Raw genomic sequence first — 21,748 nt, forward strand, 5'->3', positions numbered from 1 at the left:
GCCGCCCCCCCGGGTGCCGCCACGCGCGGCGGGGCGTTCGGGTCCGCGGGCGGCGCCCCGGCGCCCGCGTCAGGTCCGGATGCAGACATAGGCGGCGATCTCCCGCGGTCGGCTGTCGTGGAGGAACGGTGCGGCCAGCGTCAGAGGGCCGCCGCCATAGAGGGCCCCGGCCGGCGTCATGGCGATGGCGGAGCCGAAGGCGGTGGCCGGGTCCATGCGCGCGACGACGACCTCGCAGTCGGCCTGGTCGACAAAGCGGCAATGCAGCTCCACATGATCGATGAAGAGGGGAGCGGAGGGGGCCGCCTCGCAGCGCCATTCGATCGGTCCGGTGGCGAACAGCGTGCGGTAGAACAGCCCCCGGCCGTCGCATTCGATGAACGCCTTCACGCCGACCGTCTGGCTGCGGTCATGGTACATGACGCTCTTGTCGACGATCGTCATCGCGCCGTCGATGGCGCCGACGTGCCCGTCCTCCTCCTCCAGGTAGCCGGTCTGCCGGTGGATCAGCTTGTCGAGCAGGGCGGGACGGACGTCGCGCAGGGCGGAGAACAGCCAGTAGTACGGCATGTTCTCGGTTGCCTGGCGCAAGGTGCAGTAGCGCAGGACGCTGTCCCACCGGCGGTTGACGAGTTCGTCGGTCCTGCTGAAATGCCCGCCCTCCTCGTGCAGCCAGTGGGCCAGACCGTGGGACTCCGCGGCGGTGGGATAGGCGACCAGGCGCGCCAACACCGTGCGGATCGCGTGGGTCGCCTGCGACAGGGGATGGCGCCGGAAGTAGGGGGTGTGGCGCCAGCGCCCGAAATACTCGTCAAAGAAGACGTCCACGGCGCTCTGCAAGGCCGCGAGCTGGACGCGCTGAACGATGGCCATCGGCTTGGTGGGCTCATGGCGGGGCGCGCCGCTCTCGTCGTAGTCGATGATGGCGCCGACCTCTAGGGTGCACGGCTCCTCGACGATCTCCTTGCAGTTGACGATGAGGTGTCCCAGCAGGCCCTCCCGGCCGCTCGACACAAGCCAACCCGTCATCACCGCGCCGCGCTGGATGGCGCCGGTGGCGGCGGCGTCGGTGGCGCAGTAGAGGCCCTCGAGCCGGACGTTGATCCCGGCCGACGTCAACAGCGTCTGGAACTGGTGCTGCGACGTGCCGCTCCACCCGACGTCCACGAAGGCGACCCGCAGGGGGGGCGCGTCCAGGCTCGGCAGCGTCGCGACGCCGGCGGCCGCCATCTGGCGGCGGAAATGGGCGATGAGGCGCTCCCGCCAGCCGCGGCTGACGGTGCGAAGGTGTTCGGCGATGCGCGGGTCGGCGGCCAGGAGGCCGACCACGGCGCGCGCGTCGTCGCTGTCCTTGCGCAGGGGAAGGTTCATCAGGCCGGGGTGGGCGATGTCCAGATGGGTGCGCGGGATCTCCAGGATCTGCACCACCTGGCGAAGCGTCATCGGGGTGCGGGACGAGAACACGAACCTCTCGAGCTCCTCCAGCGAACCGTCGCGGAAGGACGCCGCGTACAGCGTCTTGCGGGAGGTCAGCAGCGGAACGAAGACGCCGTCCTGGCCGCGGCTCGCCGCGGCGCGGCCCAGCAGCCCCGAGAGGTAGAGGCCTTCGCGGGTGACGCACAGGGCGACGCCGATGCCGCGCTCGGCCATCGCCGCCGGCACCCACTCGGCGAATCCCGCCAGAACGGGGCCGTACACCAGGATCCCCAGGTCGAAGAAGGGATGGGAGCCGGCGACGCCGCTGGTGGTCCGCGCCGCCCACAGGATCCTCTGCCGCAGGCCGTGAAGGCCGCCGTCGTCGTCGAGGAAGCGCCGTTGTTCGGCCAGCCCGCGCAGCCGCGTCTCGGTGGCGAACACCGCCCTGTGCGACTCCGACAGCCGCAGCAGGTGCAGGGTGTGGATGCCGACGTCCTTCGCCGGCTCGATGTCGGTGTGGGAGGTGTCGCCGAGATGCAGCACCCGGTGCGGCTCGGCGCCCAGGTCGTCGAGCATCACCGCGAACAGGCCGTTCGGCTTGTCGCACCCGCGCTCGCCGGACACGTAGATGCGGTCGACCAGGCCATCGGGAACGCCGGCGGCGTGCAGCATCGCCGCGAGCCGTGCCGCCGGCATGTAGAAGTCCGACGTCAGGACGATGGTGCATCCCGCGGCCCTGGCGGTGGCCAGGGCGGTGCACAGGGTGACGTCGGCGATCAGATGCTCCCCTTCGACCTCGACCTCCAGCCCGATGGCACGGTCGCGGTGGTCGGGGACGATGAGCGTGGGCGGGATCTCGGCGTAGATCTCGTCGATCGTCACCTCGGGGAAGAAGCCATCCCGGGCCTTGCGGCGGCGCGCCACGGCCTCGGCTTCGACCCGCACCGCCGGGAAATCGGCGGCCTGGCGTGCGGTGACCAGCCCGGCCTCGGCGAGCCGGCCCTGCAGCACGCGAAAGACGTCGGTGGGAGCGTAGAACGGCCGCCAGACCAGGGTGTCGAACACGTCAACGGACACCACCGCGATGTCGAGCGAGGAGATCACGGCGGACAGGGTGTCCGCGCAGGCGGACGTCGACGTCAGCGGGCGCCGGCAAGCGAGCATGATACCCTCAAATCAGAACGATCCCGCCATGATACACGGTGAGACTCTGCCTCAGATTGATGTCGCCCATGGGCTTTTCGCCGACGGCGGCGAGGAGATCGGCCACCGACCTCGGGCCGCCGGCGACGTCCGGTCCATCGGCCACCGTGATGCGCACGGGAAGGTTGGCGGCGACCCGCAGCCACTGGGGTGGTTTGAGGACGAAGGCATGGCGGCCATCGCCGATGCCGATCTGCCGCAGGGGGTCGAGAAAGCGGTCGGCGCGGGCTTCGGCGATCACCCGGTCCCCGCAACGCAGCTCCACCGTAAGCACGCGCTCCGGACGGCCGGGGTCCCACGCGTAGCCGTTGACCGCCTGGGCCCAGCAGCCGATGACGGCGGCCGGCGCCCGCATGACGAAGGCGCCCTCGACCGCGCCACCCAGAACCACGCCGGCGCCTTGGACGCGGATGGACAGCGGCGCGCCCTCCAGACCGGGGGGAAGGTCGCGCCAGGGCAGCGCAAACCGCTTGGTGCCGGGCGTGCGCTGCAGGCAGTCCCTGTCCGCGGCGAAGGTCGCAACCACCTGGGCACCGTCCCAGACCTCGAGCGGAACCGGCGCCCCAGGGCGGCGGCCGTCGAACACCCAGCCGACGATGCCGTCGACCTGGCTGCGCGCGTAGCCGAAGACGGGGCTCTGCCCGAACGCGCCGTCAGCCGGCATGACGACACGCCAGGATGGTGGACACCCAGGCCCGCACGCGCCAACGCCCCCTGGGGCCGGCGCTGCCGCGGATGATGGAACACCGTCCGCCCCGAAAGCGCGGTCCACCGGCCGTTCGGCGAAGGGAGCGGTCATTATGGTGCGCTGCGTTCACCAGTGCTTCCTCTTCCGGACAAAGTCGAGATGGGCCTTATCTGAACCAGCAGAGCGCTTCAGTGTGACCAGTCTTTGATCGTTGGCGAGATCGACTTTCAGAAATCACCGAATTCCAGCATGCCGCGCGACTGGGAGCTTCCGCCAATCCTCGGACACAATGTATCATAAAATGTGGAATATATCATCTTGGATGGCATGGTAATCAGACGGCTGTCAAGGCCAATCCCCTTGTCGCGCAAGGTGATCACGGGCGCCGCCCCTCCCCGGCCGCGGCGGCCGGGCAGAGTCGGACTGGGGAGGGACGGACTGGGGAGGGACGGACCGGGGAGAGGGCGAGGGGCCCCGCCGCCGGGGGGCGTTGCCCCCCGCTCCGGCCGGCGCCGCGCCGCGAGGATCAGCCGAGGGGAACCCGCAGGGCGTCCTTCCGGACCGGCGCCAGCGTTCCGGCGGGGAACGCCATGACCCGGCCGACGTGCCGCTGGCCGGCCCGCGGCACGACCGCGACCGGCCCCGCGGCCACGCCGTTGCGCCATTCGGCCCCGGCGGCGTCCTGCACCAGCAGGTCCGACGCCTGGGCGAGCGTGACCGTGGCGCTGTCGGCACCGCGGGTGGCCGCGGTGGCGGCGGTGGGAACGTAGGAGGTCGCGCCCTCGCCCGACTCCAGCATCAGCCCCCAGACGTCGAAGGCCGCGGTGCCGCCGCCGCCATGGAAGATCAGGTAGGCGTCGGCGTTGCCGACGTGGGCGGTCAGCGAGACGGCGAACCGCCGCCAGTCCGTCCCGAGGGCGTGCGTGGCGGAGGGGATCTGCGTCGGTCCCGACGCCGTGTTGATCAGCATCACGATCTCGCCCCCGGACTCGGCCCGTGCGAACAGCGAGAACACGTAGGTCTGGCCGCTGACCAGGGAGACGGTTCCCGCGCTACCGACGCGGTTCTCGTAGCCGGCCACGCCGGTCAGGCGCTCGGCCGTCACGGTTCCGTCCGGGCCGGGCGCCTGGTCCGCGGCCACGCCGGCGGCGCCGACCACGGCCCAGGCGGGGTGGGTGAAATCCTGCGCGTGCGCCAGCAGGTTGGTCCGCGCGGGTTCGATCAGCAGGCCCAGCGGAGCCCGGCTCGCCGGGTCGTGATCGAGGCGTGGCTCGTCGGCCCCGGCCGTGCGCATCACCCCGGTGCGGTCGAACCACGTCGCGGGCGCGCCTAGGCCGGGGCGGGAGAAGGCCACGCCACCCGGCATGGCGAGGCGGAAGTCCCACAGGCCGATGGGTGTCGGACCCACCTGGAGTTGATGTCCCATGATCGCGCGCCTCCCTTCACACCAACCGTGTCCGCAGGACTCCCGTCACCGACTGCGCGTAGCACTGGCCCACCACGACGCCGGCGGCGGCGGCGGCCTCGTCGTCGGCGAAGGGGCCGGGAACCAGGGGGCCCGGGGCGACGGGACGGTCGTCCAGCGCGAGGCCGGTGAAGGACGCGCTGCGGTCCGGCCCGATGACCGGGACGCCGCCGATGCGCACGGGGCCGTCGACGACGTCGACGGTGCCGGTCAGGACCGGGCGGTCGGCCGCCGCCGGGCGCGGACCCGCGGGCCGGAAGTGGAAGGGGCCATCCATCGGGTTCACCCGTAGAACGCCAGGGAGACGGCGCAGGCGTCCGTCGCCGCCACACCGAGCACCGCCACGCCGGTGACGTCCCGCGCCGCGGGGTTGAGTTCGGCGGCGGTTCCATCGACGATGTCCGCCGCGGGCGGCACGGCTTCCCCGCCATACTGAACCCAGACGGGGCCGGTGGCGTTCACCAGGGCCACGCGCGCCCCGGGCGGCACCGCGACCATGCGGGAGTCGCCCGCCGCCAACACCACCGCCATTCGGTGCTCCGAAACCGGCGGCGCCGCAAGCGGCCGCCCCATCGCGTCCGTCGTCAGAATCATGGTCTTCATGGCTGTCCCACACGCCTCCTTCGATGCGAGCGCGTCGACCGATGGCCGAAGCGCTCGTGCAGGATGCGCACATTGCCGCTCGAAATCAAGTATTTTTTCCTATTATGGGCTTCGGATCCGGCGGCGCGGCCCATTGAATAGGAAATTTAACCTTCACCTTCCCCACTCGCCCGCGGATTGCGGACGCCGACCGTCTCGCCGGGCGCCGCCAGCGATTCACAATCGCCCGGAGAGCCCCGCAACGTCCCGCCAGCCGGTGGCGACGGCTCCTGATCTCCGCGCTACGCCGGGAGTATCCGGGCATCGACGCGGGCAATGCGCCCCCGATAGTCCGGCGTCGGCACGATCGCGAACAGAGCGTTGTGGTGCTGGCATGCGACGGAGACAGTGTGCGTACCCCGCTCCCGGATTTCGATGCTCTTGCCGCCGCCACCGAGATCGATATGAAAAGACCCACTTTCCAGTTCGTCGACGACGACGGTGACCTCATGTTCCTCGCCCCCGACGAGGGGCGAATACGTGTAAAGCGCATCAACGCCTGGCTTGGATTTGGTGGCGAAACCCTCGACCTGCCACTCGTCCGATGGCGTCATCCACGCATCGGCCAGCGCGAAGCCCGGATCACGCACGACACGCCGGTCACGTTCAGACACCTCGACCGGACGCCGTTCGGGCGATGCCGGTCTGGCGGAGATCTGCACCATCCCGAATCCGTATGGGTCCAGGAATGCGGCGGGCGAATCGGCCTCTGGACCTGAGATCAACGCAACCTCCGCCTCGCGTCGACCTCGCCATTCCAGGATCGCACGACGGGTTCCGCCTTTCCCCGTGGCATCGAAGAGCATGGCCGCATGCGATACATCATGAAGGCACACGAATCCTTTCGGTTCAACGCGTGAACTCCAAAGATCCAATTCCTCCAGCGTGTGCCGATACTGATGCGAGCTGTCGATGAAGACGAGTTGGGGGTCGTCCTGATGATAAGAGAACGCAAGGTCCGCGGCGACCGGGTCGGCGCTATCCATGATCACCAATTTCACGTAATCCGTAAGACCCGCGCGCTCAATCCACTCGCGAGCGAAGGCCGTCGATTGCTGGTCGATATCGAACGATATGAGGCCGCACTTCCCTTTCATCTTGCGAAGCATCATGCCGAGAAGCAGGGACGAGTACCCGCTGTACGTCCCCGCCTGCACAACACGGGTGATGCCATTTCCCATGACGAGGCCTTGAAGCATCGACATCACCGGAATGCCGCACTCGCCAACCAGATTCGCCTTGTCGGATGCGGCGTACCAATCCATCAACACAGCGAATTCAGAATCGTCAAGCATCGCCAGTATTGGCGGCAAAAACCCGTTCAGCTTATGCCAAATCGCACGAGATGGAGTAATACGCTCTAACGCGGCCAGACGATCATCCACGATGGTTCATCCCTCAATATGTAAAATTAAACAAAAATCTCTCGATATAGAATAGCCGTGCAGGCAGTTTTCTTTTGCAGAAGAACATATATCGCAACGCAGACAGCGGACAACATCCTTTTTCCTGCCTCATCAATGACACCATCGGACCTCGAGCACCTCCCCCGACGGGCGACGAATGCCGGCGTCAGCACAGGAATGCCCACGTTCTTCCCTGATGACGATGACCGATTCCTTGGCGGCCGCTGTCCCGGAGGCCATCTTTCGTCCACAGCGTGGCCAACGTCAGGACCCTTGCACGCGCGGAGGGAAGTCAGCGTTGGTGCCGCGGTCGGAACGATGTGTGCGCTGCGGCGCGCGTCCACCCATCGCCGCGCACGTCGAGGGGCACGGTCACGCCGCCCCCGGCCGCAAGGGCCGGTCGGCGGGCGGATGCAGTCTTCCTGTTCCACGGCGACTGTCGGGCTCCGCGGCGTTTGCCGCCCCGTGGCCGGCAGGTCAGACCCGGCATTGCTGTGGGCGGCACCGACTCCTGGGAGAAGACCAAACGCGTTCCGAATGCGTTGCGTCCACGTTCAGCGTCGAATGGAACCCTGACCCGGGAGATCTACGGCGAAGGCATCACCTGGAACTCGGTGTCACCACGAATCGCCACCAACGTTGACCGCACCCGAGCACTTCGAACATTGCCTCCGAAAACGACCCTGGTCGTGTGCTTCAGATCCGGCGTTCCCGCCTGCACTCCACAATCCGAACGCCGGAAGAGAGCCATTGTAAATCCAGGATCGAATTCTTGATATCGTTCCATAATATGCTCATGGCCGCCGGTCAGGAATGCCCATCGCAGCAGGATCTTCTCGGTGGACTCGACATGAACCATCGCCCGGAACGCACAACCATCGAGATCGATAGGCGGCAAAAAGTCCACAATGGCGTCGTTCCACGCGTTGTCAAATACGACAGGCCGCCCGAAGCCGTTCAACACAGCACGCTCATCTTCGGTAAAGCGATGAACGTGCCGGGTGAGTTCAGTTCCACGCCAAAACAGTGTCTCGGCGGCTGTAGAATTGTGATCGGCAACGCGGATTGCCACATCCGGTTCAACAGCACCGCGCGAAAGCAACAAGTTGCACCAGGAGTTCTCGAAACTCCAACTGTCGTGAGCGAAGGTCACGCGCAGCCGGGTGTCTTGCCAGCCGGTGTCCGAAAAGAGGGTCAGCCATTCGCCCCGGTCGAGCAGGCTGAAATGGGTCTTGTCGGTTCGCAGCCCCTCCAAGACCTGTTCCCGGTCGCCGCGGTAGGGCCCCTCGCCGACGATGGGGATCATGTGGAACTGATAGCCGCCGCAGACGCGATCAATCTCTCGCATCGCCTTGTCACGCAAGGCCAGGGGGATGTGCTCCATCGCACCGCAGGAATGGACGACGTCAAAGTGGTTGTCTGGAAACGGAATATTCTCGGCGCCGGAAAGGATGACATTCGGATGCGCTTTGTTGGCCACGGCAAATTCAGAGACATCGATGCCGTACGCCTCGACACCCATGTCGTTGAGATGCTTGACCACCGCTCCGGTCGCGCAACCGAGTTCCAAGGTTCGTTTCGGCCGGAACACGGATTGCACGACCTCCGCGACCTCCCGAAAGAAGGGGGTCTGGCCGGCGTTCTGGAGGTACTTGCTGTAGGCGGTCTTGCCACTTTCACGACCATTTTGATAGTAATCTTCGTCAAAATAGCTGTAGTCGATCTGCGGCCCCGGCTCCATAGTCATCCTCCTGTATTCGGCTCACGAGTATGGCACATGTGCTATTGCGATACTAGATCATGATCCGCCCGGACCGGGCCGGTCGAAGCGGAACATCGCCGACCAACAAATTGAATTGGGCCTGCCGCACGTTCTCGCCCGCCTCGATTCTCCGGCCCGGGCCGGCGCGTTCTGAACCATCAGATTGGGCGCGGAACCGGAAAAGCCAGGACACGGGTTGCAGGCTCGCATCGCCGCCCCGCCACGGCACTGAAACCACGCCTCGGGACACGATCGGGTCAACCCGCTACCATGCCGCTGCCGTACCGGCGGTCGCCCGCCGGGACTGTCCATCGACATGGGGAAGGCCTGCATGCTTGACGCGCCGTCGGATCAGCCATTGGACACCGCGACCGCCGACCTCCTGGCGCTGTTCAGCGTGGACTGGTACACGCGCAACACCGGGGGCTCGTTCCCCGACGACGGCGCCGCGTTGGCCGATTACCTGACCGCCGGCTGGCGCAAGGGCGCCGACCCGCACCCCCTGTTCTCGACAACCTTCTATCTGGAGCGCAACCCCGACGTCGAAAGCGCCGGCATCCCTCCGCTGCTGCACTTCGTCATCCACGGGCATGCCGAGGGCCGCGACCCCCACCCCATGTTCTCGGTCACCTGGTACCGCGAGCAATGCCCGGAGGCGCGCGGCCCGGTCAACCCGCTCCTCCACTACCTCGCACACGGCGGCAAGGCCGGCATCCGGCCCAACCCGGACTTCGATCCCACCTGGTACGCCCGCACCTACGGCGCGGAGATCGCCGACGGCGAGGATCCCCTGGTGCACTTCGTCACCCGCGGGGCGGCGGACGGGCTGGCGCGAAACCAGGACGAGGACTGGAAACGCGTCGCGGGCAGGCTCCGCCTCGCCAAGGCGCAGCGCGAGGCCCGGCCGCCGGGGCGCGCCGAGGCCCCGGCCACCGAACAGCCGCCCGCACCCTTTCCGGTCACGCCGGACATGGTGGCGGGCGTTCACCTTCTGTCGCTGGACATCTGGGACACGCTGCTGCGGCGCGACTGCGATCCGGAAGAAATCAAGCTGCGCTCGGCACGCTACCTCTACCTCAGACACCTCCGGAGCATTCGCCCGGCCTACCGGTCCATCCCGGTTCTCCTGCGCCGGCGGCAGCAGATCGAGGCGAGCGCGGCCCCCCTGCGCGATTCCGAGTACCGCCTCTCGGCCGCGGCATCCCGCTGGCTGGAGGACATCCTTGAACCCGGCGTCCCGCCCGACGCCGTCGACCGGTTGAGGGACGAGGTCCTCGCCCACGAGTTCCGCGCGGAGTGCCGCAGCACACGGCTGGATCAGCCGTGCCGGGCGTTCCTGATGGATCCCGCCCTGCCGCCGACCGTGTTCGCCACGGATGGCCATGTCGAGAGCCCGGTGGTGATGCGCCTCCTGGACCGGCACGGCCTCGGCGGGCGGTTCGTTCGGGGGTACAGCTCCTGCGACGAGTTCAGGAGCAAGCGGTCCGGCGCGCTGTTCCGCCGGATCATGGCGGATTTCTCCCTCGGCCCCGACGCGATCCTTCATGTCGGCGACGATCCCGCGGCCGACGTCGGCGTGCCGCGCTCGCTCGGCCTGCGGTGTGCGCACTACACGCAGCCCGCCGAGGAGGAGCGGCGGGAGGTCCAGCGCCGCGCCCTCGACGATCTCCTGACGGGGCGCCCCGAGCGGCACCACGCCGCCATCGAGGCCGCCCTCGAGGCCGCGCTCCACCAGCGGGCGCACGCCCTGCGTGCCGACGGTGGCGGCGACCTGGAGGAACACGGGGTCCTTCTCGCGCCGATCGCCGTCAGCTTCGTGCTGCACGTCCTGGAAACCGCGCTTCACCGGAACGTCGACCGGATCTTTTTCTTCGCGCGGGAGGGCCAGTTCTTCAAGGAGCTGTTCGAGCACGTCGTTGCCCTGGACCCCTACGACCTGGAGACGTATCCGCAGGCGCAGTTGCTGGAGGTCAGCCGGGTCTCGACCTTTGCGGCCTCGCTGCGCTCGACCGAGCCACGGGAGTTGATGCGGCTGTGGAGCCAGTATTCCCGGCAATCGGTGCGCGCGTTCTGCCGGTCGCTCAACATCGACCCCGAGGTCGCGGCGGGGTGCGCCCGACGGCAGGGGCTGGACCTCGACGAGGCCGTCGACATGCCGTGGGACGACCCCCGCGTCATCGCCGTGCTGCGCGACGGCGCGTTCCAGCGGGCGCTGACCGACCATATCGCGGAGCAGCGCCGATCGCTGAGCGCCTATCTCGACCAGGCGGGGTTCCCCGGCGGCGGCCAGCCGCCCCTCGTCGTCGACATCGGCTGGCGCGGCACCATCCAGGACAACCTGTCCCATCTCACCGGGACGCCGATCCATGGCTGCTACCTCGGCCTGTTCCGCTTTCTGAACCAGCAGCCGGCAAAAAGCAGCAAGGACGGCTGGCTCGTCGATCACAACAGGCATGAGTATTTCTGGGAGGACGAGATCGTCGCCCCCCTGGAGATGCTGTTCAACGGCCTCGGCGGCACCGTCGTCGGCTACGAGCGGGGAGAGGGAGGGGTGCGGGCGACGCGGTTCGTCCTGGCCGGCGAGGAGGCCGTGGTGGAGAGGCACATCCGCCGCATCCAGGCGGGCATGCTGGACGGCGCGGCAACGGTGTGCGCCTACGTCCGCAACCACGGCCTCGTCGCCGACGATCTGCGCGGCCTGGCGCGGGCCCGCTCGCACGCGCTGCTGACGCGGCCGGCCCGGGCGATCGCCCGGGCCTTCTTCGACCTGGAGCACAACGAGACGTTCGGCACCGGCCGCGCCACCGACATGCGCGCCGTCGCCGACCTGGCCCGGGCCTGCGCCGGTGCCACCGGGCACCGGCTGCACGCGGCGGCGTCGGAGGTGCTGGCGGCCACGGTGTGGAAGGCCGGCCTTCTGGCCCTGACGTCGGACGGCTTCTACGACTCGCTGTCGGGCTTCGAGCGGAACGCCCTGCCCATCGAATTCGGGCTGTACCACAAGCCCGCCGAGGGCCGCCGCATCGGCCGCCACGGGTCCTCGCCCCGGGTGGCGGTCTATGCCCCGGCGCCGATCGTCGGCTCCGGCGGGCACCGCACCATCTTCGCCATCGCGCGGCGGCTGCAGACGCTCGGCATGGAGCTGTTCATCCACCTGGACGCCGAAGGCGCCGGGATCGCCTGCGTGGAGGAGCATCTGCGGGGCATCCCGGCCCATATCGCCGTCGGATGGGACACCGCGCCGCCGGTCGACCTCGCGCTGGCCACCGTCGCCCATTCCGCCGCGCTCGTGGCGGACCTCCCGTGCCCGTTCAAGGCCTATCTGGTGCAGGACTTCGAGGCCGGCTTCAACCCGCTGGGCGACGGCTATGTGATCGCCGAGAACAGCTATTGCCACGGCCTCCAGCACCTCACCATCGGCAACTGGCTGACCCACGTGCTGCGCACCCGCTACGGCGCGCGCGCGACGCCGGCCGGGCTGGGCGTGGACACCGGGATCTACCGCCCGCTCGGCGGGGTGGAGCGGGAGGACGCCGTCTGCTTCGTCTACCAACCCGACAAGCCGCGGCGGTCGGCCGGTCTCGGCATCGGCGCCCTGCGGCGGCTGAAGCGGGCCCGGCCCGATGTGACGATCTACCTCTACGGGTCCGACCTGCCGCCCGACCACCTCGGCTTCGAGGTCGAGCCCCTGGGGCTGATCCGGGACCTCGGCGAGATCAACGCGCTGTACAACCGCTGCAAGGTCGGTCTGTGCATCAGCCTGTCCAACCCGTCGCGGATGCCCTTCGAGATGATGGCGGCGGGCACCGTGCCGGTCGACGTCTACCGCGACGGCAATCTGCTCGACCACGACGGCGACTCGGCGGTCCTGGCCTACCAGGGCGAGGCCTCCCTGGCCCAGGCGATGATCGATCTCCTGGAGGACGGGCCGAGGTGGCAGGAGCGCTCCAGCGCCGCGGTGACGGGCATGCGGTCGCGCACCCTGGCGTGGGAGCAGGACGTGATCGGCAACACCGTGCTGGACGTGCTGGCCGGGCAGCCCGTCCCCGAGGCGGTCCTGCCGAAGCCCTACGCCCCCCCGGCCGTCATCGCGGACGAGGACCGGACCGGGGGGGCGCTCGCCTTCTGCCACTGGCAGATGCGCATGGCGACGTCGTGACCCTGCCCCGCCGCGGCCGGTGGCCGGGGCGCCGTGCGCCGGACGGGACGCCCCCGCCTTGCGCCGCGGCGCCCGGTCCGGCACCATCCGCCGCCGCCGCCGCCGCCGCCGCCGCCGCAGCCGCCGCGGCAGCCGCCGTGCCACGCATCAGCCGAGGGAGAATGCCCGCCATGAGCGGACGTCCTGCAACCGAGCCGCCGCCCCCCCTGTTCGACCGGCTGGCCGCCACCGCCGGGGACGCGTGGTCGGCCTATGTCGGCCATCCCTTCGTCCGGGGCATGGGCGACGGCACGCTGGCGCCGGCCGCGTTCCGCCATTACCTGGTGCAGGACTACCTGTTCCTCATCCACTTCGCGCGGGCGTACGCGCTGGCCGTCTACAAGGGCCAGTCCCTGGAGGACATGCGCGCCGCCCACGAGGGCCTGAAGGCCATCCTCGACGTGGAGATGGACCTGCACGTCCGGCTGTGCGGCGGCTGGGGCCTGTCGGCGGCCGAGCTGGAGGCCGCGCCGGAGGCCGCGGCCACCATGGCCTACACCCGGTACGTGCTGGAAACCGGCATGCGCGGCGACCTGCTCGACCTGCACGTGGCGCTGGCCCCCTGCGTCGTCGGCTACGCCGAGATCGCCCGCACGCTCGCCGCCGTCCCCGGCGCGCTGGACGCCACCAACCCCTACCGCGGCTGGATCGCCGAGTACGCCGGCGACGCCTACCAGGGGGTGGCCGCGGCGGCCCGCGCGACGCTGGACCGGCTGGCCCTGCGCAGCATGCCCGAGGCCCGGTTCCCCCAGCTCGTCCGGGTGTTCGCCCAGGCCTGCCGCCTGGAGACGGCGTTCTGGGAGATGGGGGCGACCCGCGCCTTGTGACCGCGGCGCCGCCGAAGGGGCTCGCCCAACGGCGCCGCGCTCACCATAGTCCATGATGGGGACGCGACCGCGCCCCCACGATGGGGCCGCAGCCGCGGCCCGTGCGATCCGTCGCGTTGAAGGGGGCGCCAGCCCCCGGGGAGGGCGCCTTGGACCTGGATCACGAGATCAGCTTCGCCGAACTCATCGTCCGCCGCGGCGCGGAGCTCCTGGAAGCGGAGGTCGAGCTGGACGACGAGAGCGACGTCCCCCCCGGCATCGGACTGGAGGACGACGACGACGGGAGCGCCGGCGGAAGCGGCGGCGGGGCCGAGGATGGCGCCGAGGACGGGGCCGAGGATGGCGACTGGGACGGCGACTGGGACGGTGCGGCGCAGACGCCGGTCGACTTCATGGCCCGCCTGCTGGCCACCGTCGCCATCACCGACGGCCCGCTGGTGATCCACATGGAAGGCGGCGGCCATTCCGACATCTTCGAGGAGGCGGCCGGGATCACCAACGGCCGGCCGGGCGACAAGGTGGCGACCCTGGCCGGGGCACGCCAGCCCGAGCGCGCCGTGGTGTTCGAGTTCGACCCCGTCGGCCAGCTCGCCGGCAGCCGGGCCATCGTCGCGGTGCTGCGGCCGGAGGACCGCGACGATCTGCTGGAGGCGTACGTCGCGGTCGGCCGGATGCGCGCCAACGCCGCGGAGATCACCGTCGCCCCGATCGTCGTGCGGCTCGACGCCCGCGCGCTGGCCCAGACCCTCGACCTCATCGGCCCGACCGGGCGGAGCAGCGTCAACGCCATCGGGGCCGCCATGGCCCACGCCTCGCAAACCCACGTGCTGCCGGGGCAGGACGCCAGCGACGTGCCGCCGGTGATCGTCGACCTGTGCTGGCACGCCTTCTGCCTGTCGGCCGTGCGCGCCCGCCTCGTCCCCGACGCGGACGACGCGGACGACGACGAGGTCTCGCCGACCATCCACTGACACCGGGCCCGTGAGACCGGGCGCTTGAGACGGGGGCCCGGGCGGACCGGCCGGATCAGCCCGCGGGCACCACCGCCAGGACGGCGTCGACCGCCACGCCGCCGTCCCGGCGCAGGTCGTCGGGCAGCGCCGCGCGCGCGCCCTCGACGGCGCGGCGCACCTCGTCCCGCGGCACCCCCGCGCTCACCAGCCCCTGCGCCAGCGTGCCGCCGACCATGCTCAGCGCCGCCACCCGGGCGTGCAGGGCGGCCTGCTCGGCGTGCAGCGCTTCGATCTCCTCGCGCATGTGCCCGACCGCCGCGACCATCGACTGCAGCGCGTCGGTCTGGCTGCCGACCACGTCGCGCAGCACCTCGGATTCCCGGCGCGTCGCGAATTCGGTCACGGCCTGCTTCAGGAACGCCTTCCACAGCGTCTCGAACTCGGGGCGGGTCAGGGCATCGGGCATCGGCACGTCTTTCCATGTGGTCCGCTGAACGCGCGGCGATCCTAGCACGGGCACCGCCCGGCCCGCGGTGCAATCGTGCACCGGTCAAGCGCCCGCTCGGACAGTGACCCTGCGGTCATCCCCGGCGGGCGGGCGTGCACCGGTCAAGCGCCCGCTCGGACAGTGACCCTGCGGTCATCCCCGGCCGGCGGGATTGAAACCGTCACAGACCGCGCCTAGGTTGACGCCACCGGCACGAGCCCGTGTCCGAGGCCCGCAACCCTCGACGAGACCAGCCATGGACGGACTGCCGCACCGGCAGACGTGGCGCAGCCGCGTTGCCGAACTTCTCGACGATCCCGTCGCCCAGGCGCTGCTGCGCCGCGACGGCCTGTCGCGCGACGACGTGCTGCGCCACCTCGCGCCCGTCGCCGACGCCCTCAACCGGCGCCGCCGCCCCGCCCCGCCCACCGCGACGTGGGTGTGCCGCGCCGTCGCGCCGGTGGCGCGCCCCGACCGCCGGCCTTGACAGGGTTCGGCGGGCGAACAACGTCTCCCTGACGGTGCCGGCCATGGGACGCCCCGGTGAGGGGGCGCCCCGCGCCCGGGGCCGGGGAGGCACGATGTTCAATCCCGTCATCACCGCAACCGCCGGCTGGTCGCCGGTGGTCGAGGACCGGGCCCGCCGCCTGCTCGCCTACCCGATCGGCACCGCCGCCGACGGCGCGGCGGTGACCGTCGCCGCCGCCTTCGCCCACGCCGGCCGGGTGCCGGAACCGGCGGCGCGGCTGCTGATGCACCTGCCCCCCCTGCAGGCGGTGGAGGTGCTTGCCGACACCCTGGCCGGCTTCGCCATCGACCGCGAGCCCTGCCCCGACCCGTCCGCCCTCGCCCGCACCGCGCTGGCCCACGCCGGTCGCGTCGTCTGCGCCCGCGAGGCCCATCCCGAGCGCGCCCTGCTCGCCGCCCTGGTCAGCCCCCTGGTCACCCCGCTGGTCACCGCCCTGCGCGTGCGCGTGGCCGGGCCCGTGCGCCGGGCGCTCGCGGCACGGCACCGGCGGCCCCGCTGACCCGCTGACCCGCTGACCCGACCGGCACGCCGGGCGCCGCGCCGGAGCCACCCCGTCGCGCGCCGCGACCGGCAGGGGTCGCGCGTTCGTGCGCCGGTTGATAAACTGCGCGGCGGGCGCGGCTGTCGGGGGTCGGGGGAATGGTCGGCACACGCTTCGGCGTCAGGGCCCGGCTTCTGGCGGGCGTCGTCGGCATGGTGCTGCTCACCCTGGCCGCCTGCGCCACCGCCATCGTCGCCCTCGGCGACTTCAAGGCCAGCTTCGAGCGCGTCGCCTCCTCGCAGCTCGACACCATGGTGGCGGCCACCGAGCTGGGCCGCCAGAGCGAATCCCTGATCGGCCGCGCCCCGGCGCTGCTGCTGGCCCGCGGCGAGGACGACCGGCGCGCGGTGATGGCCGACGCGGCGGAACAGCGCCGCCGCCTCGACGCCCTGGTGGCCCGGCTGGGCGGCGGCACGGCGGTCGCCGTGCACCAGGACGCGCTGGTCGACAGCGTCCGCGCCATCGACGGGCTGGTGGCGCGCCGGCTGGCGACGGACGACGCGCTGCGCACCGGCATGGAGCGCTTCCTGGTGCTGTTCGGGCGCGCCCGCAGCGTCGTCGACGCCCGCCTGCTCGATCTCGACCGCGTCGCCGACGGCCGCCGGCGGGGCGGCGCCGGCACCCCGGAGGAGGCCCGCGCCGCGGCCGCCGAACGCGACCGCCTGCTCGCCGCCCGGGCGGCGGAGGAGCGGCTTCTGCTGCTGCTGTTCGGGCTGTCCACCGCCCCCGATCCGGGCCGCTCGGCGGCGCGGCGCGAGGCGGCAACGGCGGAGCTGGTCCGCCTGCGCGACCTGCTGTCGGCGTCGGACTCGCCGGCGTTCCTCGACCGCATCTCGGCCCTGCACGCGGAGATGCGGGCCGTCGCCGCCGGTCCCGGCGGGCTGCTGGTCAACGCCGGGCGGCGCGCCGAACTGGGGGCCGAGGGGCGGGCCCTGGTGGCCGAGAACCGGAACGCGGCCGAGCGGCTGTCCGGTGCCGTGGCCGGGCTGATCGCCGCGGTGCGCGACGACGTGCTGGCGACCAACCGGGCGCTGGGCGCGGCGCTGGTCCGCCAGCGCGAACGGCTGTCCGTGCTGGCGGCGCTGTGCGCCGCCGCCGGCGGCGCCATCGCCGTGTCCGTCCACCTGCGGGTGGTGCGCCGCCTGCGGCGCCTGCAGGACGGCATGCGGCGGCTGATGGAGGGGCAGCCGGCCGATTTCCACGACGACGGGGGCGACGAGATCGCCGAGCTGGCCCGCGCCGCCAGCTACGTCGTCCGCGAGCTGCGCCGACGGGAGCGCGCCATCGCCGCCAGCGAGGCGCGCTTCCGCGGCCTGATCGAGGGCTCGATCCAGGGCATCCTGGTGCACCGCGCCTTCCGCCCGCTGTTCGCCAACGACGCCTTCGCCCGGCTCCACGGCTACGCCGACGGCGAGGCGGTGGTGGCGCTGGAGAGCCTGCGTCCGCTGGTGGCGCCGGAGGAGCGGGCGCGCTCCTGGGCGCGCTACCTCCGCACCATGGACGGCCGCACCATGGACGGCCGCACCACGGACGGCCGTTCCGGCGGCGGCGTCACCCGCATGCGCAGCCTGCGCCGGGACGGCACGGCGGTCACCGTGGAGACCATCGACCGGGTGGTCGACTGGATGGGCGCACCGGCGGTGCAGACCACGGTGGTCGACGTCTCCGACCGGGTGCGCGCCGAGGCCGAGGCGGCGGCGGCGGCGGCCCAGCTCCGCGCCGCCATCGAGGCGATGCCCAGCGCCATGATCATGTGCGACGACGACCTCGGCATCCGCGTCTTCAACCGGCGCTACAGCGACTACTGGAACCTGCCCCCGGACGTCATCGGCCGCCACCGGCGGATGGACGAGCTGCTGCGCTACGGCGTGGAGAACGGCTACTTCCCCGGGGTGGACGCCGACCGTTTCATCGAGCAGCGGTTGGGGTTCATGCGCCGCCAGGAGCCCTATTCCCAGCTGTTCCATACGGTGGAGGGCCGCGACCTGGAGCTGCGCGGCTCGCCGCGCCCGGAGGGCGGTTGGGTGATCACCATCACCGACGTGTCCGACCGGACCCGCGCGGTCCAGGCGATGCGCGAGAGCGAGGCGCGATTCCGCGACCTGATCGAGGGATCGGTGCAGGGCATCCTGGTCCTGCGCGATGGCCGCGCCCTCTTCGTCAACCCCGCCTTCGCCGCCATGGTCGGCCACGCCGATCCCTCGGGGCTGGTCGGCTGCTCCCTCGTCGACACGCTGGTGCCGGCCGACGACGCCGACCAGGTCGTGGCCTGGCGGCGGCTGCTGGGGGCCGGCGCCGGCCCGGGGGAACCGGGCCCGGGGGACGCCGAGCCGGGCGGGGCGCCGCGCCCCCCCCGCCCCCGCCCCGGCGGCGGCGCCGGCGCCCGCATCTGGGTGGACGTCCTGACCCGGGCGGTCGACTGGATGGGCGAGGCGGCGGTCCAGGTCACCGCGGTCGACGTGACCCGCCAGGTCGAGGCCGAGGCCGCCGTCGCGGCGCGCACCGCCCAGCTCCAGGCGCTGTTCGACGCCATGCCCACCGGCGTCGCCATGTTCGACGCCACCCGGCGCCTGGTGCTCCACAACCGCCGCTTCGCCGATCTCTGGCGCTTCCCCGAGACGCTGACCGCCCAGCGCCCGACCCTCGCCACGCTGATGGGCGCGGCGGCGGCCCGCGGCGACCTGCCCGCCGGGGAGGCGGAGGCCGAGGCGGAGCGGGTCGCCGTCCTGGTGCGCGGCGGCGCCGCGCGCGACCACGAGCTGGCGCTGGCCGGCGGCCCGGTCCTGGGCATCCGCGCCGCCGCCATGGCGGGGGGCGGCCACATCCTCACCTACACCGACGTGTCCGAGCGGCGGCGCACCGAGGACGCGCTGCGCCTGGCCAAGAACCAGGCGGAAGAGGCGGCCCGCGCCAAGTCCACGTTCCTCGCCACCATGAGCCACGAGATCCGCACCCCGATGAACGGCGTCCTGGGCATGCTCGAGGTGCTGGACCGCACGCCGCTCGACGCCGAGCAGCGCACGGTTCTCGGCGTGGTGCGGGAATCCGCCTCGTCGCTGCTCACCATCATCGACGACATTCTCGACTTCTCCCGGATCGAGGCCGGCCGGCTGCGCCTGGAGGCGGTGCCGGTGACGGTCGGCGGCGTCGTCGAGGGGGTCGCCGACCTGATGGCGACGCGCGCGCGCGAAAAGCGGCTGGACCTGGCGACGCGGGTGGCGCTCGACGGCCGCGACCGGCGGATCGGGGACCCGGTGCGGCTGCGCCAGATCCTGCTGAACCTGGTCGGCAACGCCATCAAGTTCACCGAACGCGGCCACGTGGCGGTCCTGGCCCGCCCCGGGGCCGAGGACGGTGTCGTGCGCTTCGAGGTCGAGGACAGCGGGATCGGCCTCAGTCCCGAGCAGCAGGCCGGCCTGTTCCAGCCCTTCACCCAGGCCGACGACTCGACGACCCGCCGCTTCGGCGGCAGCGGGCTGGGGCTGTCGATCTGCCGCCGGCTGGTCGAGCTGATGGGCGGGCGCATCGGCGTCGACGGCGCGCCCGGGCGTGGCTCCACCTTCTGGTTCGAGGTGCCGCTTCCGGTCGCCCCCGAGGCGCCGGCGGAGCGGACGACGGCCGACCTCGCCGGATTGCGGGTGCTCGTGGTCGACGACACGGCGGCGGTCCGCGACGGCTTTTCCGCCGCCCTGGCCGCCGCGGGGGCGCGGGTCGCCGTCGCCGGCGACGCCGGGGCGGCCCTGGCGGCGTTGCGCGACGCCCACCAGGCCGACGGCGCCTTCGACGTCCTGGTGACCGACCATGCCCCCGGACGCCTCGACGGGCTGTCCCTGGCGGCGGCGCTGGACCGCACCGCCGGCCTGCGCGAGACCCGCGTGGTCGTCGCCACGGTCGACGACACGCTGGGTGGAACCGACGTGACCGCCGGCGCCCGGCGGGCCGGCGTGCGCGAGGTCCTGCTGAAGCCGGTGCGCCACGACGCCCTGCGCGCGGCGGTGGCGCGGGCCGCCGGCCGGGCGCCGCCGGACCGGCCGGGCGCCGCCCCGGCCGCGGTTCCGCATGGCCTGGTCCCGGGCGGCCCGGCCCCAGGAGGACCGGCTCCGGGAGGCCCGGCTCCGGGAGGCCCGGCTCCGGGAGGCACAGTGGCCCCGCCGGCGATCGCCGAGGCGCTGGCCGCCGGGGCACTCATCCTGGTGGCCGAGGACAACCCGACCAACCAGGTGGTGATCCGCAAGCAACTCGAGCAGCTCGGCTTCGCGGCGGAGCTGGCGGTCGACGGCCGCGACGCCTGGGAGGCGCTGCAGCGCCGCGACTACGGCCTGCTGCTGACCGACTGCTTCATGCCCGAGGTCGACGGCTACGAGCTGGCCCGCCGGGTGCGCGGGCGCGAGCGCGACACCGGGCGCCGGCTGCCGATCGTCGCGCTGACCGCCAACGCCCTCACCGGCGAGGCGGAGCGCTGCTTCGCCGCGGGCATGGACGACTACCTGTCCAAGCCGGTGGACCTGCAAAGCCTGTCGCGCACCATCGGCCGCTGGCTGCCGCGGGCGCTGCCGCTGCGCCGGCCGATCGGCCCCGGCCGCCAGGCGGACCCGGCGGGGCCGCCCCGTCCCCCCGCCGCCCCGTCCGAGGGTGGCGCCGCCGCGGTTCTCGACCTCGAGCATGTGGTCGCCACCTTCGGCAGCATCGACGCGGCCCGCGACCTGCTGGCCTTCTTCCTGGAGACCACCGCGCCGCTGGTCGACGCGGTGGCGGCCGAGCTGGCGCGCGGCGACGCCGACGAGGGACGCCGCGCCGCCCACGCCGCGGGGGGCGCGGCCCGCACCGCCGGAGCGGTGGAGCTGGCGGCCATGTGTGCGCGCATCGAAACCGCCGCCGCCGGCGGCGACCTGCCCGCCGCGCTGGACGACGCGGCACGGCTGCGGGACGCCTTCGAGCGGGTGGGAAAGTTGATCCGCGAGGGGATCTGAACGCCATGGTTGCCCCGCGCGCCGTTGCCCTGCTATCTGTTGACCCGCGCGCCCGCCCCGGTCCCCGGGGGCGCGCGGCCGCAGGAGAGCCAGGATGGACAAGACCCCGGTCGATTACGGGCGCTACACGGTCCTGGTGATCGAGGATCAGCCCTTCGTCCGCCGCACCATCATGCAGATCCTCGGCCAGATCGGGTTCAAGTCCGTGGCCGAGGCCGACAACGGCGAATCCGGCCTGCGGGAGTGCATCCGCACCGCGCCCGACTTCGTGGTCTGCGACATCGACATGAAGCCGGTCAGTGGCCTGCAGTTCCTCGCCCAGCTGCGGTCGAGCCCGGACGTCGCCAACACGCGGACGCCGGTGGTCTTCCTGACCAACCACACCGAATCCGAGATCGTGAAGAAGGCGATGGCGCTCGGCGTCAACGGCTTCGTCGTCAAGCCGCCCTCCTTCGGCGCGCTGAAGGAACGGGTCGACCGGCTGCTCGCGGGGCGGTGACGGCCCGCGGGCGGGCGCGACCGGGGCATCCATGAGTTGTCTGTTTCCGGCCGCCCCGCGGCCCTGTACACTTCGGCATCCATCGGGTCGGGCGCCCGTGACAAGTCCGTGGCGTGCGGCGGTCGCTGCCGGCCCTTAACAGGTCCGTAGCTTATCGGCGCA

General features: G+C 71.7%; 15 protein-coding genes. 7 read left to right on the forward strand and 8 right to left on the reverse strand.

The window, feature by feature from the left end; translation table 11 throughout:
• Window positions 1-69: 69 nt before the first annotated feature.
• The 7 genes from AC6H2I_RS24225 to AC6H2I_RS24255 all read right to left on the reverse strand — a co-directional run bounded on the left by AC6H2I_RS24225 (window position 70) and on the right by AC6H2I_RS24255 (window position 8,561).
• Window positions 70-2,580, reverse strand: coding sequence for an HAD family hydrolase (locus tag AC6H2I_RS24225; protein WP_497503326.1), 2,511 nt, complete (start codon window positions 2,578-2,580; stop codon window positions 70-72).
• Window positions 2,581-2,587: 7 nt separating this feature from the next.
• Window positions 2,588-3,283, reverse strand: coding sequence for a hypothetical protein (locus AC6H2I_RS24230; RefSeq protein ID WP_497503327.1), 696 nt, complete (start codon window positions 3,281-3,283; stop codon window positions 2,588-2,590).
• Between the two features lie 550 nt (window positions 3,284-3,833).
• On the reverse strand, window positions 3,834-4,733 hold the full coding sequence (locus AC6H2I_RS24235) for a phage head spike fiber domain-containing protein (RefSeq protein ID WP_497503328.1): 900 nt from the start codon (window positions 4,731-4,733) through the stop codon (window positions 3,834-3,836).
• Window positions 4,734-4,749: 16 nt separating this feature from the next.
• Window positions 4,750-5,049 carry a hypothetical protein gene (locus AC6H2I_RS24240; RefSeq protein ID WP_497503329.1) on the reverse strand — a complete coding sequence of 100 codons (300 nt, stop codon included), beginning with the start codon at window positions 5,047-5,049 and terminating at the stop codon, window positions 4,750-4,752.
• 5 nt (window positions 5,050-5,054) lie between these two features.
• Window positions 5,055-5,303, reverse strand: a complete 249-nt coding sequence (locus AC6H2I_RS24245) for an NAD/NADP transhydrogenase alpha subunit-like protein (RefSeq protein WP_497503330.1) — start codon at window positions 5,301-5,303, stop codon at window positions 5,055-5,057.
• Window positions 5,304-5,656: 353 nt separating this feature from the next.
• Window positions 5,657-6,799, reverse strand: coding sequence for a class I SAM-dependent methyltransferase (locus AC6H2I_RS24250; RefSeq protein ID WP_497503331.1), 1,143 nt, complete (start codon window positions 6,797-6,799; stop codon window positions 5,657-5,659).
• 607 nt (window positions 6,800-7,406) lie between these two features.
• Window positions 7,407-8,561 carry a class I SAM-dependent methyltransferase gene (locus tag AC6H2I_RS24255; RefSeq protein ID WP_497503332.1) on the reverse strand — a complete coding sequence of 385 codons (1,155 nt, stop codon included), beginning with the start codon at window positions 8,559-8,561 and terminating at the stop codon, window positions 7,407-7,409.
• Between the two features lie 379 nt (window positions 8,562-8,940).
• On the opposite strand from AC6H2I_RS24255, the gene AC6H2I_RS24260 reads away from it, so the two are divergent.
• The 3 genes from AC6H2I_RS24260 to AC6H2I_RS24270 all read left to right on the forward strand — a co-directional run bounded on the left by AC6H2I_RS24260 (window position 8,941) and on the right by AC6H2I_RS24270 (window position 14,578).
• Window positions 8,941-12,741, forward strand: a complete 3,801-nt coding sequence (locus AC6H2I_RS24260) for a rhamnosyltransferase WsaF family glycosyltransferase (protein WP_497503333.1) — start codon at window positions 8,941-8,943, stop codon at window positions 12,739-12,741.
• Window positions 12,742-12,911: 170 nt separating this feature from the next.
• Window positions 12,912-13,607, forward strand: a complete 696-nt coding sequence (gene tenA / locus AC6H2I_RS24265; protein ID WP_497503334.1) for a thiaminase II — start codon at window positions 12,912-12,914, stop codon at window positions 13,605-13,607.
• 149 nt (window positions 13,608-13,756) lie between these two features.
• On the forward strand, window positions 13,757-14,578 hold the full coding sequence (locus AC6H2I_RS24270; protein ID WP_497503335.1) for a hypothetical protein: 822 nt from the start codon (window positions 13,757-13,759) through the stop codon (window positions 14,576-14,578).
• 55 nt (window positions 14,579-14,633) lie between these two features.
• On the opposite strand, the gene AC6H2I_RS24275 is transcribed toward AC6H2I_RS24270, so the two are convergent.
• Window positions 14,634-15,026 carry a hypothetical protein gene (locus tag AC6H2I_RS24275; protein WP_497503336.1) on the reverse strand — a complete coding sequence of 131 codons (393 nt, stop codon included), beginning with the start codon at window positions 15,024-15,026 and terminating at the stop codon, window positions 14,634-14,636.
• Between the two features lie 277 nt (window positions 15,027-15,303).
• Here AC6H2I_RS24275 and AC6H2I_RS24280 point away from each other — a divergent pair, with 277 nt between their 5' ends.
• The 4 genes from AC6H2I_RS24280 (at window position 15,304) to AC6H2I_RS24295 (ending at window position 21,586) form a co-directional block, all read left to right on the forward strand.
• On the forward strand, window positions 15,304-15,534 hold the full coding sequence (locus AC6H2I_RS24280; RefSeq protein WP_497503337.1) for a hypothetical protein: 231 nt from the start codon (window positions 15,304-15,306) through the stop codon (window positions 15,532-15,534).
• Window positions 15,535-15,628: 94 nt separating this feature from the next.
• Window positions 15,629-16,075 (forward strand): hypothetical protein, encoded by a 447-nt coding sequence (locus AC6H2I_RS24285; RefSeq protein WP_497503338.1) that lies wholly within the window; start codon window positions 15,629-15,631, stop codon window positions 16,073-16,075.
• 140 nt (window positions 16,076-16,215) lie between these two features.
• A complete protein-coding gene (locus AC6H2I_RS24290) occupies window positions 16,216-21,087 on the forward strand; it encodes a PAS-domain containing protein (RefSeq protein WP_497503339.1) in 4,872 nt (1,623 codons plus the stop codon).
• Window positions 21,088-21,181: 94 nt separating this feature from the next.
• The gene (locus AC6H2I_RS24295; RefSeq protein ID WP_497503340.1) at window positions 21,182-21,586 is read left to right on the forward strand and encodes a response regulator; all 405 of its coding nucleotides are present in this window, start codon (window positions 21,182-21,184) and stop codon (window positions 21,584-21,586) included.
• The last annotated feature ends 162 nt before the right edge of the window (window positions 21,587-21,748 follow it).

Source organism: Azospirillum sp. NS33 (genome assembly GCF_059703765.1).

Bases quoted from the DNA above. Each gene is read 5' to 3' on its own strand.
- AC6H2I_RS24230 (WP_497503327.1), bottom strand. From the start codon at position 3,283: ATGCCGGCTGACGGCGCGTTCGGGCAGAGCCCCGTCTTCGGCTACGCG.
- AC6H2I_RS24225 (WP_497503326.1), bottom strand. From the start codon at position 2,580: ATGCTCGCTTGCCGGCGCCCGCTGACGTCGACGTCCGCCTGCGCGGAC.
- AC6H2I_RS24285 (WP_497503338.1), top strand. From the start codon at position 15,629: ATGTTCAATCCCGTCATCACCGCAACCGCCGGCTGGTCGCCGGTGGTC.
- AC6H2I_RS24245 (WP_497503330.1), bottom strand. From the start codon at position 5,303: ATGGCGGTGGTGTTGGCGGCGGGCGACTCCCGCATGGTCGCGGTGCCG.
- AC6H2I_RS24290 (WP_497503339.1), top strand. From the start codon at position 16,216: ATGGTCGGCACACGCTTCGGCGTCAGGGCCCGGCTTCTGGCGGGCGTC.
- AC6H2I_RS24275 (WP_497503336.1), bottom strand. From the start codon at position 15,026: ATGCCCGATGCCCTGACCCGCCCCGAGTTCGAGACGCTGTGGAAGGCG.
- AC6H2I_RS24240 (WP_497503329.1), bottom strand. From the start codon at position 5,049: ATGGATGGCCCCTTCCACTTCCGGCCCGCGGGTCCGCGCCCGGCGGCG.
- AC6H2I_RS24235 (WP_497503328.1), bottom strand. From the start codon at position 4,733: ATGGGACATCAACTCCAGGTGGGTCCGACACCCATCGGCCTGTGGGAC.
- AC6H2I_RS24295 (WP_497503340.1), top strand. From the start codon at position 21,182: ATGGACAAGACCCCGGTCGATTACGGGCGCTACACGGTCCTGGTGATC.
- AC6H2I_RS24280 (WP_497503337.1), top strand. From the start codon at position 15,304: ATGGACGGACTGCCGCACCGGCAGACGTGGCGCAGCCGCGTTGCCGAA.
- AC6H2I_RS24255 (WP_497503332.1), bottom strand. From the start codon at position 8,561: ATGGAGCCGGGGCCGCAGATCGACTACAGCTATTTTGACGAAGATTAC.
- tenA (WP_497503334.1), top strand. From the start codon at position 12,912: ATGAGCGGACGTCCTGCAACCGAGCCGCCGCCCCCCCTGTTCGACCGG.